The sequence below is a fragment of the Mammaliicoccus sp. Dog046 genome, assembly GCF_034039665.1.
Taxonomy (GTDB): domain Bacteria; phylum Bacillota; class Bacilli; order Staphylococcales; family Staphylococcaceae; genus Mammaliicoccus.
The window spans coordinates 2,239,041-2,251,761 of the sequence record NZ_CP120131.1; the positions used below are offsets into that span (position 1 = coordinate 2,239,041).

The following is a 12,721-nucleotide window of genomic DNA, read 5'->3' on the forward strand; positions in this document are numbered from 1 at the left end:
TCCAATTAATATTGTTTTGCTGTCTTCATTGATTCTGCTTTTTCTTTAAAAGCTTCTTTAATGGATGATTTCGTACTGTGTTCAGAGACACCTACGTTCCAAAATGATTCATAACCATCTGTCATTGTTTTAGGCAACGTTTTGATTTCTATGAGCGTCGATTTTGTTTCTTTTTTTGCTTTTTTCAGTGCTTCTTCTAACGATTCAAGGTTGTTTACACTATAAGAAACTGCGCCATACCCTTCTGCAACTTTCTTATAATCGATATTCATTACATTTCCGTTGTAATCGTTAAATTCGGTACAAAAACTCTCACTACCGTTACCCATTTGTAGATTATTAATACAACCAAATCCACTATTATCAAAGAGCACAATATTAATTTTATAGTTATATTGCAGTGCAGTTACTAATTCGGTATGTAACATTAGAAAGCTACCATCGCCGACGAGTGCATACACTTCACTATTTGGGTTCGCAATTTTAGCACCAACTGCTGCTGCGATTTCATATCCCATCGTTGAGTAACCGTACTCCATGTTGTAAGTATTGAACACGTCTGTCTCCCATAATCTTTCTAAATCTCCAGGTAATGATCCAGCCGCTGCGACTATAATTGCATCTTTATCTATGCCTTCATTTACTTTTATAAGCGCATTTGTTTGAGGCAGTTCTGTTTGTAATGAAGTTACATATTTATTTAATGCTTGTTGTTCAAAATGACCTGCAATTTCAGCTTCAAAATCTTTATTATGGATATTAACTTGAGATAGCCTTGTTCTTTCTTTATGCCATTGCTGTTTCAAATGCTTAACTTTAGATAAAGTTTTATATTGATGTTCGCTTAGTAGTTTCGTGATCTGTTCAAGAGAAGCTTGTGCATCGCCTACTACTTGCAAAGCATCTAACTTATAAGCATCTACTCTGTTAACATTAATATTGATGAATTGGGCTGCATCAAAGTTAACCGCTGTCTTAGAACTTGTTGTAAAGTCTGAATAGCGCGTGCCTATACCTACGATTACATCTGCATCCTTTGCATATACATTAGCTGCTAAGTTACCTGTCACACCTAAACCACCTAGATTTAATGGATGTGATGTTGCGACCGTTCCTTTACCAGCTTGTGTTTCAGCCATTGGTATATTCGTTTGATCCATAAGTGTCTCAATGATAGCTTGTGCTTCTGAATATTTAGCCCCACCACCTACAATTAATAGTGGTTGTTTGGCTTCTTTCAATCGTTCTACAGCCGCTTCTACCGATCTTAATGAAGGCGTTAGTCTATCAACATAATGAACACGCTTTTCAAAAAATGATTCAGGGAAATCATATACTTCACCTTGTACGTCTTGACTTAAAGCTAACGTTACTGGCCCAGCTGTCTGAGGATTCGTCATGACTTCGAACGCGCGGATTAAAGCTGACATGATTTGTTCTGGTCGCGTTATCCGATCAAAATATCTAGAAACTGGTTTTAACGCATCATTAGTTGTGATGCCAATACTATGGGCATGTTCAATTTGTTGTAATACTGGATCAGGTTGACGTGTTGCAAATGTATCACCAGGTAACAATAGGACTGGTATATGATTTGCTAATGCAGTTCCTGCAGCTGTTACTAAATTTGCTGAACCTGGTCCGACTGATGATGTCACCGCAAATATTTTCTTTCTTAAGGATTGTTTACTAAATCCAACAGCCGTATGAGTCATGCCTTGTTCATTCTTACCTTGAATAATCTTCAATTCATCTTGATATTGTGATAAGCCTTCACCTATGCCAAGCACATTACCATGTCCGAATATATTCATAACACCTTCAACAAATTTCGATTCTTCTCCATCGATAGAAATGTATTGTTTTGTTAAAAATTTAACAATTGCTTCTCCAGTCGTTAATTTCACTGTTTTGATCATATTGCACACCACCTTATGATTGTTCTTTAATTAATTGCTCTATCTTATCTACAGTCGGCATCGCTTCTGATGAACTATGGCTACTCACAACAATTGCTGCTGAGGCCGCACCATATTTCAATGCTTCTTCAACTGTTTTACCTTTCACAAGTGCGTAAATAAATGCTGCTGCATAAGAATCACCAGCGCCAAACGTCTTCACAACATTCGCTTTGAACGCTTTACCTTCAAATGTATTACCTTCTTTATCAAAAGCATGTGATCCTTGCACACCGTGCTTAATGACAACTAAATTCGGTTGTTCTTCGAATAATAAAGCGCTAATCTCTTGATCTGTTTTTGATTTATAATGTTCAACCATGTCGAATTCGTCTCTCGTTCCGATGACCACATCAGATTGATTCGCAACTAATTCATAGTAAATAGACGTTTCTTCTTCGTTTTTCCAACTATATGGTCTGTAATCCAGTTCAAAAATAATTTTCACATCATGTTTTTTTGCGATGAGCAACGCTTTTAATACCGCTTCTCTTGAAGGTGATTTTGATAATGCTGTTCCTGAAATGAGCAAATATTCCGAATTCTTAATGTACAATTCATCTACTTGTTCAGGCGCAATATATAAATCCGCCACTTCTTCCCTATACATTAAAATACTCGATTCTTTAGGGCTTTTTATTTCTGTAAAAGTTAAACCTATTTTATGTCCATCTTCATCGACGTTTATTTGTGATGTATCGACACCTACTTTTTCAAAATAGTTCGTAATAAATCTGCCATGTTGATCATCTGATACATTAGCAATCATCCCAACATCTAAACCTAATTTAGCAGTACCAATCATGATATTTGCTGGTGAACCACCTACGTATTTCGTGAAAGTTGATGTTTCTTCCATAGGTCTATTGATTTCATTTGCGTTTAAATCGATTGCAGCACGACCAATGGCTACAATATGTTTTTTGTTATTCATTTATGTGCACTCCTTATACGCGATCGATAATCCATTCGTGATCGGGTTGATTATAAAATTTCCATACTTTCTTCGGTCCTGCCATAACATTTAAGTAATAACCGTCGTATCCATCAGGAACTGCAACGGGATGATAACCTTCTGGTACAACAACCACGTCACCATTTTCAACAGTCATTGTTTCATCTAAAGAACGATCATCAGTGAATACTCGTTGAAATACAAAGCCTTTACTTGGATTCATTTCATGATAGTACGTCTCTTCTAGCAATGATTCATTCGGTAAATTATCAACATCATGTTTATGTGGTGGATAACTCGACCAATTACCTTGATCCGTATAAACTTCTACAACTAATAATTTTTCACTTGCTGTATGTGTATCTGGCAAGATATTATGCACATGCCTTTTGTTAGAATACTTTCCACGATCCTCTACAGAATTCTCAGATGCAGGGATAAGTTTAGTTTCTCTTTGTTCATCTGCAGGAGAATAACAAAATACGACTCTAGCATCACTATTCGCTTTAATGTTCACGTTATGATTTTTAGAAATATAGATGCTATCTGTAGGTATTTTTTCAAATACTGATGATCTTGTTCCTAAGTCTTTATACGTTTCTTCTCCGTCAGATACGTCGATATTTCCAGTTAAAGCGACGATGCATAATTCGAAATCACCTGTTGTTTCTTCGTAACTTCCTCCTGATCGAATATCGAGCACCTTAAATCCTATATAATCTAAATGAATATCATCTGGTTTCAAATCATGTATCACTTGTACATCATCACTTAATGGATGATGTACAGGTTTATTTAATAATCGTGACATGTCTTTATTCACTCCTTAAAATTGTGGATTACTATGACGTGCAGTTACAACTTTGCGATGTGTGTAGAAATCAATACTGTCTTTACCATTCGCATGTAATGAACCATAGAATGATGATTTCCAACCTGAGAATGGGAATATCGCCATCGGAGCTGGTACACCTAAATTAATACCTAACATGCCTGCATCGATATTCTCTCTGAAATATCTAATAGATGAAGCACTATCCGTAAATAAGCACGCACCATTCGCAAATTCAGATTGATTCGCTAAAGCGATTCCTTCTTTTAAATTTTTGACTTTTACAATAGATAAAACTGGTGCAAAAATTTCATCTTTCCATAATTTCATGTCCGTTGTTACGTCTTCAAAAATAGTTGGTTTAACGAAATATCCTTCTTCGTTATTGTCTTCTCTACCGTCTAGCACAAGTTTTGCACCTTCAGCAACACCTTGATCAACGTAACTCAATGTACGTTCGACATTTTCTTCTCTGATAACAGGTCCTAAGAATACGTTATCTTCAATACCATTTCCGATGATGATATCTTTTGAAGCTTGAACAAGTTTTTCTTTAAATTCTTCATATACATCTTCTTGGATTGCAACAACTGCAGCGGCCATACATCTTTCTCCTGCAGAACCAAATGCTGCTCCTATAACATCCTTAACCGCACCATCAATATCAGCATCATTTAAAATGATTGTATGGTTTTTAGCACCAGTTAAACATTGCGCGCGTTTTAAATTTTCAGTTGCTTTTTTATAGACATATTCACCCACTGGTTTAGATCCAACAAATGATACAGCTTTAATAAATTCATTTTCACAAATACCATTTACAACATCGTGTGCACCATGTACAACGTTAAACACTCCTTTAGGAAAACCTGCTTCTTCGACTAGTTCCGCAAGTCTGTTTACGAGTAACGGTGTTTTTTCAGATGGCTTAATCACAAATGTGTTACCTAATGAAACCGCCATTGGGAACATCCAACAAGGAACCATCATTGGGAAGTTAAATGGTGTAATACCACCAACAACACCTACTGGATATTTATAGCTTGTTCCTTCAATATTTGTTGCAATACTTGATAATGAGTCTCCCATCATTAATGAAGGTGTTCCTGCAGCAAATTCAACATTTTCAATACCTCGTTGAACCTCACCAAGTGCTTCAGTAGTATTTTTTCCGTTTTCTTTAGTGATAATTTCTGCTAATTCTTCTTTATTTTCTAATAACAATTGTTGAAGTTTGAATAGTAGTCTTGCACGTTTAGGTACCGCTACTTCTTTCCACTCTTGAAAAGCTTCGTGTGCAATTTTTGCTACTTCGTCTAATTCTTCTCTAGTCGAAACAGGTACTTTCGCAATAACTTCTTTTGTCGCTGGATTTAAAACATCTATAGTTTCCTTACTTTTCGACGCTTTCCATTCACCATTAATATAATTCTTTAAGATTTCTGCCATTTTAAAATCCTCCAGTTATTATTTTTATAAAGTAACCGCTTACATGAACATTTAAAAAAATGAGTATATTTTGATTAACTATTGGTTACTTGTTGAGATTATATTATAATATACTGAATAATATGTCAACTTTTGAGTAAGTTATTAATATTTATAGTTGTTAATCATCTAATTTTTGGGTATATTGTAAGAAATGGGGGAATCGCATATGAAATCAAAACGTATTTATGAAATCGAATCATTCATAAAGAAGAACAAAACCGCATCTATTGATGAATTGAAAGAAATTTTCAATGTATCTGTAAACACAATTAGACGTGATGTGAATTTATTGGCAGAGATGAATATCGTAAAAAAGGTATACGGAGGCATCGAAGTCGTCGAAGAGGAATATAAAGCCGTCGATTATCAAGAAAGAAACGTTGAAAATTTCAACGCCAAAAAATATATAGGTCAGCTTGCTGCTAAACAAATTGAAACGAACGACATCGTTTATGTAGATACTGGTACAACGACGATACATATATTAGATTATGTCGATAAGAAACTGGCATTTACTATCATTACAAACAGCTTGGATATTATGAATAAAGCATCTCAATTCGAAAATGTAACTTTATTTATTATTGGCGAAAAATACAAACCACGAACAAGATCATTTATTGGTATAGATTCGAATTTACTATTAACAAGATTTAATATAACCAAATGCTTCATGGCCGCAACTGGCGTAAATATTTCTAACGGATTATCTAACTCTGAAATGGAAGAAAATCTAATCAAACAACACATTACTAAAAAAGCAAAAGAAACCTATGTACTCGCAGATTATAGTAAAATGGGTCAATCAACTTTATTAACATATTGCAATCTTAAAGACATCGATAAAATAATCACCGACCAGACCCCACCTCAAGATATAAGCCAATACTGTAATGAACACAATATCTCAGTTGAATATTAAATATAAAAAGCGCACCTTTAAAGTGAATTTAAAGGTGCGCTTTTTTGATGTTTTATTTAAGTTATTGGCGTATCGAAGTGTATTTTGACACTGATTTTATTTTTAATGAGCTAAGATTGATGACTTGAAGTATAACTCGGCCTGCCTCTTGGATTAACTTTCGCGTTAACTCACGACTTTGGGATTCTCTTGGATTAACTTCGGCATTAACTCACGACTTTGGGATTCTCTTGGATTAACTTCGGCGTTAACTCACGACTTGAGCCTTTTCTTGGATTAACTTCGGTATTAACTCACGACTTTGGGATTCTCTTGGATTAACTTCGGCGTTAACTCACGACTTAAGGCTTCTCTTGGATTAACTTCGGCGTTAACTCACGACTTTGTCATTCTCTTGGATTAACTTCGGCATTAACTCACGACTTCACCTATCTCGTCGCTTAATTACGAAGTTAATCTACAACTTTAGCTATCTCGTCGCTTAATTACATAGTTAATCTACAACTTTGACCATCTCGTCGCTTAATTCAGGAGTTAATCTACGACTTTAGCCATCTTGTCGCTTAATTACAAAGTTAATCTACGACTTTAACCTTCTCGTCGCTTAATTACAAAGTTAATCTACGACTTCAGCAATCTCGTCGCTTAATTACAAAGTTAATCTACGACTTCAACCATCTCGTCGCTTAACCACAGAGTTAATCTACAACTTTACCCATCTCGTCGCTTAATTCAGGAGTTAATCTACAACTTTACCCATCTCGTCGCTTAATTCATAAGTTAATCTACGACTCACTCACTTTTCCAAAACGTCCTGTCTAAAGTTGACCATCTCATCTCCATAAAACGCCCTACACTATCTCTCAGATCAAATAATTATATTATCTATGAGTCTTGCTTGGCTAAATTTAACGGCTAATGATATAAAGATTTGTCCTTGTATCGTTTGTTGTTCTACTAACTCTGGATAACTATAAATAGCGACTTCTACAATATCTCCACTCACGTTTTGTTCTAAATATTGTGTAATCGCGGCAATGAGTGTTTTACTTTCTCTTTCTCCTTGTTCGTACATCTCTTGAGCTATTGCTAAACTTTTAGATAAATGAACCGCTTCTGCTCGTTCTTCGTCAGTTAAATATATATTTCTTGAGCTTTTCGCTAATCCGTCCGCTTCTCTTACAATATCTATTGGTACAATTTCGACTTGATGATTGAAGTCATGCACCATTTTCTCAATAATCGCGAGTTGTTGTGCGTCTTTTTTACCGAAGTATGCGCGTGTTGGATCTACAATATTAAATAATTTGTTCACTACTGTAACCACACCGTCAAAGTGTCCTGGTCGTTTTTTCCCTTCTAACACTTCTGCTAAACGGCCAACTGTGATTGTCATTTCTAATTCGCCAGGATACATTTCCTCTACTGAAGGATGAAACACATAATCCACACCGATTTGTTTTAACTTTTCTAAGTCACTTTCAAATGGACGTGGATAGTCGTCAAAATCTTCATTTGGTCCAAATTGTAATGGATTTACAAAAATACTCACGACGGTTATATCATTCTCTTCAATGGCTTGTTTCATCATTTTTAAATGTCCATCGTGTAATGCGCCCATCGTTGGTACGAAACCAATACTTTTCCCATTCGATTTATTGGTCGATGAAATCTGCATCATTTCTTTAATTTGTTCAACTACTTGTGTCACTATTCTTTCTCTCCCATCACTTTCTTCTTATAAGTATATGCCTCTGAAGGGAATGCCCCACTTTTAACTTCTTGATTGTATTGTTTTAATGCATCTACACCCGTTGAAAAGTCACCATATTGCTTAACAAATTTAGCGACATGCTCTGAACCATAATTTAAAAGGTCATGATAAACCAATACTTGGCCATCTGTTCCATTTCCTGCACCTATTCCGATGACAGGAATCGTTAATTGTGTGCTGATAACCTCCGCTAAATCACTTGGTATAGCTTCTAATACAAGCATGACAGCACCTGCTGCTTCAACTTCTTTAGCATGTATAATTAATTGCTCTGCTTCTTCCTTTGATCCAGCTTGTAATTTATATCCTGTAATACCTACCGTTTGAGGTGTCAATCCTAGATGTGAAACAACAGGTACACCAATTTGCGTACAGCCTTCAATTAATTTCAAATGAAAGCCTTCAATCTTCACTGCGTTTGCTGTTGTTTCTTTATATAGTTTAATTGCGTTTTGCATATCTGTTGTATGATCAATACCTACAGCACCGAATGGGACATCTATAATAATGTAACTATCTGGTGCGCCTCTTCTAACTGCTTTCGTATGATGAATCATATCGTCTACTGTCACTTGAACTGTACTGTCGTAGCCAAGTACAACCATACCTAATGAATCACCTACAAGAATTGTATCAATACCCGCTTGTTCCACTTGTTTTGCACTTGGATAGTCATATGCCGTAACCATTGTAATTTTTTCTTTTTGTTCTTTCATTGTTAACAATTGTTTTATTGTTTTCATACGTACCACCTACTTATATTTTGTTATTATGTATATATTACCATTGAAAGGAAATTATTAAATGAAAAAGTTTGGAATTATTGGTCCTGGCGCAGTGGGTTCAGCTATTGCATTTGCATTGATTGAATCTGGTCAACATGTCACTTTATTTGGAAAAGAAAACTCGACTGTCACTTTTCAAGATTATAATGAAAAGAAACATCACGAAATTCCCGTTCATGCCTTACAAGATACGCATAGCAACGTCGATATATTATTCATAGCAGTTAAGACGACACAACTCGATGCGATTATGCCATACGTATCCAATATCATACACGCAGATAGCGTTATTATTTTAACGCAAAATGGCTATGGACAGCTAGAAAAATTAAACCATCCTCATAAATATCAAGCAGTCGTTTACATTAGTGGGCAAAAAGACGGTTCCCTTATCACGCATTATCGAGATTGGACACTTAAATTACCGATTAATGACCATACTTTATCGCTTCAACAGATGACACAAAATAGTCTCCTTAACATCGAATGTCTAGAAGATTATGCACAACAAGTTTGGTATAAACTGATCGTGAATTTAGGAATTAACACGGTTACCGCTCTAACGAGACAACCTGCAAAAGTTTTACAATCAGAAAAAATAAAATCACTTTGTTTCAATTTATTAATAGAAGGAAAGCTGATTGCGCAAGCTGAAGGTGTCTCTTTCGACAACAATTTAGAAGAAAGTATTATGCGAATATATGAAGGCTACCCAGATGAAATGGGCACAAGCATGTACTACGATATGATTAATCATCGGCCATTAGAAACGCAATATATTCAAGGTTATATGTATCATTTAAGTAAAAAACATCAGCTCAACACACCGTACCTCGATAGTACTTATGCACTATTAAATACTTTTGATTGAAATTTTACAAAAACGAGAGTTTAATATATTAATTAATGGGTAAAATGTAATATATTTAATCGTGAATTTTATGACATAATACCCTATTATAAAAAAATAAAATTAAACTTTTCTAACAAACTTTATAAATTTTAGCGCTTATTTTTAAGATGAAGATTTCCGGATTTTTATATTAATAAAAGCGCTTTCTTTATGTATAACAAAGGAACAAACACGATTGAATATTTTTTAAAATAATTAATTACGGTTATTTTTAAGTGTTTTAAATAATATTATTTTGACTAAAAAATTGTACTTTATTAATTTGATTATTGAATTTTGTTGTGATAGCGTTATAAGTATACCAATAAAATGAATAGGGACTGGTTATTATGAGCAAGATAGAAATTAAGAACGTTACAAAAGTCTTCGGCAATTACAATAACCAAGTTAAATCTTTACTTAAGGATAATAAATCTAAAGATGAAATCCTTAAAGAAACTGGTTCAACAGTCGCCGTAAAAAATGCCAACTTCACAATTGAAGATGGTGAGATATTCGTTGTTATGGGTCTTTCCGGGAGCGGTAAATCAACATTAATTCGTTTGATTAATCGTTTAATTGATCCTACTGACGGTGATATCTTAATCAAATCTAAGAACATCTCCTCATTAAACAAGAAAGATTTAAGGAATTTCAGACGTGAAAACTTAAGCATGGTTTTCCAAAGTTTCGCATTATTCCCTTTCAAAACAGTTGTTGAGAATGTTGCTTTTGGATTAGAGATTAAAAACATTTCTAAAAAGAAGCGTTTAGAAAAAGCAGAAGAATCATTAAATTTAGTTGGTCTTGGCGGTTATAAAGATCAATTACCTAAACAATTATCTGGCGGGATGCAGCAACGTGTCGGTTTAGCTCGCGCACTTGCGAATGATACAGATATATTGTTAATGGATGAAGCTTTCTCAGCATTAGATCCTCTTATTCGTAAAGAAATGCAGAATGAACTCTTGCAGTTACAAAAAAACATGCAAAAAACAATCATCTTTATTACGCATGACTTAGACGAAGCATTACATATCGGCGATAGAATTGCATTAATGAAAGATGGTGAAATCGCACAAGTAGGTACTTCTGAAGAGATTGTGATTAATCCAGCAAACGACTACGTTAAAGATTTCGTTAAAGACATTGATCGTTCTAAAGTATTAAAAGTCAAACACATTATGGAACCCGTTGATCAAGTAGAAGTAAATGACAATATGTCATTTATCGATGCAGAATCATTGTTGTATAAGACTTTTCCACACTTTAAATCTGGTGTTCGCGAACTTTGGATTAAGAAAGACAACACGATTGTTGGAAAACTTAACTTCCAAGATGTATTTGAAACATTAGCAGATGGAAATGAGGTGATGAATCATGCTTAATCTATTACCTATATTACCGGTTTCCGATTGGGCTAATGCCTTTGTTGAATGGTTAACAGATACATTTAGTTTCATCTTCGAACCAATCAAGACTTATTTAGGTGACTTTATGCAACTGATCATCTCATTACTTGAGTTGATACATCCATTTGTATTTATCATCATTATCATGATTCTCGCTTACTTCGTCATGAATAGAAAGATTATCGCACCTATCTTAATCGGTGTCGGTTTATTCTTCATCTACAATCAAGACTTATGGGATGAATTACTCAATACGATGACACTCGTTATTATCAGTAGTTTATTATCTGTCATCATCGGTGTTCCGCTAGGTATTTTAATGTCTAAAAGTGATCGTTTCCAAGCAATTATGAAACCCGTTCTAGACTTTATGCAAACAATGCCAGCGTTTGTTTACTTAATTCCGGCAGTAGCATTTTTCGGAATTGGTATGGTACCAGGTGTGTTCGCATCAATTATTTTTGCAACACCACCAACGATTCGTTTAACTAATTTAGGTATTAGACAAATCTCAGCAGAATTAATAGAAGCAAGTGATTCATTCGGTACTACTTCTATGCAAAAATTAATCAAAGTACAACTCCCTCTTGCTAAAGCATCAATCATGGCCGGTGTTAACCAAACTGTCATGCTCGCTTTATCAATGGTTGTAATAGCATCAATGATTGGGGCACCTGGTTTAGGTAGAGATGTTTTAAGTTCACTACAACGTGCTGAAGTTGGTTCAGGATTCGTTGCTGGTTTAAGTATCGTTATACTCGCAATCATTATCGACCGCTTTACTCAATCATCAAAAAATAAATAATCCTAGGAGGAATAACTATGAAGAACAAATGGCGTTTACTTGTACTTACACTCTCTTTAGCATTAGTCTTAGCTGCCTGTGGTAATGGCGGTTCAAGTAAAGACGGTGACTTAGGTAAAAAGGACATAAACTTATCTTACGTTGAATGGGATTCAGAAATAGCCTCAACACACGTGATTCAAAAAGTATTAGAAGATGAAGGTTATAAAGTAGAAATTACTCCATTAGATAATGCAGTAATGTGGCAATCAGTAGCTTCTGGTGAAACAGACGCAATGGTAAGTGCTTGGTTACCAGGCACACACGGGGATTTATATAAGAAACATAAAAAAGATTTAGTAGATTTAGGTCCAAACCTTGAAGGTGCTAAAATCGGACTTGTTGTTAATAAAGACTTTAAAGGCGATTCAATTTCAGACTTGAAAAATCAAGCTGGTAAAAATATCACTGGTATTGAACCAGGTGCTGGTGTTGTAAAAGCATCTGAAAAAGCAGTTAAAGATTACAAATTAGACGGATGGAAAGTTGAAACATCATCTTCAGGCGCAATGGCTACAACATTAGGTCAAGCAATGAAGAAAGGTGACGACATCGTTGTAACAGGATGGAATCCACACTGGATGTTCCAAAAATATGACTTGAAATACTTGAAAGATCCTAAAGGTTCATTCGGTAAAGCAGAACATATTAATACAATGGCAAGTAAAGACTTGAAGAAAAATAGTCCAAAAGCTTATCAAACTTTAGATAACTTCAACTGGACTAAAAAAGACATGGAATCAGTTATGTTAGACATACAAGAAGGAACTTCACCTAAAAAAGCAGCAGCTAAATGGGTAAAAGAAAATCCTGATAAAGTAAAAGAATGGACAAAAGATTCTAAGAAATAATGAAT

11 protein-coding genes are annotated in these 12,721 nt (G+C 34.9%); 5 read left to right on the forward strand and 6 right to left on the reverse strand.

Annotation, left to right across the window (positions count from 1 at the left end; translation table 11 throughout):
- Positions 1 to 5: 5 nt before the first annotated feature.
- From iolD to P3U32_RS11135, 4 genes are read right to left on the reverse strand one after another with little or no spacing between them, the layout of a single operon-like run.
- Positions 6 to 1,919 (reverse strand): 3D-(3,5/4)-trihydroxycyclohexane-1,2-dione acylhydrolase (decyclizing), encoded by a 1,914-nt coding sequence (gene iolD / locus P3U32_RS11120; protein WP_323703236.1) that lies wholly within the window; start codon positions 1,917 to 1,919, stop codon positions 6 to 8.
- A 13-nt stretch (positions 1,920 to 1,932) separates the two neighbouring features.
- Entirely contained in the window at positions 1,933 to 2,892 is a 960-nt protein-coding gene (gene iolC / locus P3U32_RS11125; protein WP_323703237.1) for a 5-dehydro-2-deoxygluconokinase, read from the reverse strand.
- Between the two features lie 13 nt (positions 2,893 to 2,905).
- Positions 2,906 to 3,724 carry a 5-deoxy-glucuronate isomerase gene (iolB, locus tag P3U32_RS11130; protein ID WP_323703238.1) on the reverse strand — a complete coding sequence of 273 codons (819 nt, stop codon included), beginning with the start codon at positions 3,722 to 3,724 and terminating at the stop codon, positions 2,906 to 2,908.
- 15 nt (positions 3,725 to 3,739) lie between these two features.
- Entirely contained in the window at positions 3,740 to 5,194 is a 1,455-nt protein-coding gene (locus P3U32_RS11135) for a CoA-acylating methylmalonate-semialdehyde dehydrogenase (protein WP_323703239.1), read from the reverse strand.
- A 208-nt stretch (positions 5,195 to 5,402) separates the two neighbouring features.
- On the opposite strand from P3U32_RS11135, the gene P3U32_RS11140 reads away from it, so the two are divergent.
- A complete protein-coding gene (locus P3U32_RS11140) occupies positions 5,403 to 6,158 on the forward strand; it encodes a DeoR/GlpR family DNA-binding transcription regulator (RefSeq protein WP_323703240.1) in 756 nt (251 codons plus the stop codon).
- Positions 6,159 to 7,026: 868 nt separating this feature from the next.
- Here the strand turns inward: P3U32_RS11140 and panC are convergent.
- The gene (gene panC / locus P3U32_RS11145; protein ID WP_323703242.1) at positions 7,027 to 7,869 is read right to left on the reverse strand and encodes a pantoate--beta-alanine ligase; all 843 of its coding nucleotides are present in this window, start codon (positions 7,867 to 7,869) and stop codon (positions 7,027 to 7,029) included.
- Positions 7,869 to 8,675, reverse strand: coding sequence for a 3-methyl-2-oxobutanoate hydroxymethyltransferase (gene panB, locus P3U32_RS11150; protein ID WP_323703243.1), 807 nt, complete (start codon positions 8,673 to 8,675; stop codon positions 7,869 to 7,871). Before panB ends, panC begins: the two co-directional genes overlap by 1 nt.
- Positions 8,676 to 8,736: 61 nt before the next feature.
- Between panB and P3U32_RS11155 the strand changes: the two genes are divergently transcribed.
- The 4 genes from P3U32_RS11155 to P3U32_RS11170 all read left to right on the forward strand — a co-directional run bounded on the left by P3U32_RS11155 (position 8,737) and on the right by P3U32_RS11170 (position 12,716).
- Complete coding sequence (locus P3U32_RS11155; RefSeq protein WP_323703245.1) at positions 8,737 to 9,588, forward strand: oxidoreductase; 852 nt, start codon at positions 8,737 to 8,739, stop codon at positions 9,586 to 9,588.
- Between the two features lie 371 nt (positions 9,589 to 9,959).
- Positions 9,960 to 10,997, forward strand: coding sequence for a quaternary amine ABC transporter ATP-binding protein (locus P3U32_RS11160; RefSeq protein ID WP_323703247.1), 1,038 nt, complete (start codon positions 9,960 to 9,962; stop codon positions 10,995 to 10,997).
- Positions 10,990 to 11,826: an ABC transporter permease gene (locus P3U32_RS11165; RefSeq protein WP_323703248.1), complete on the forward strand. Its 837-nt coding sequence runs from the start codon at positions 10,990 to 10,992 to the stop codon at positions 11,824 to 11,826. Before P3U32_RS11160 ends, P3U32_RS11165 begins: the two co-directional genes overlap by 8 nt.
- A gap of 17 nt (positions 11,827 to 11,843) precedes the next feature.
- Positions 11,844 to 12,716, forward strand: a complete 873-nt coding sequence (locus P3U32_RS11170; protein WP_323703249.1) for a glycine betaine ABC transporter substrate-binding protein — start codon at positions 11,844 to 11,846, stop codon at positions 12,714 to 12,716.
- Positions 12,717 to 12,721: the final 5 nt, after the last annotated feature.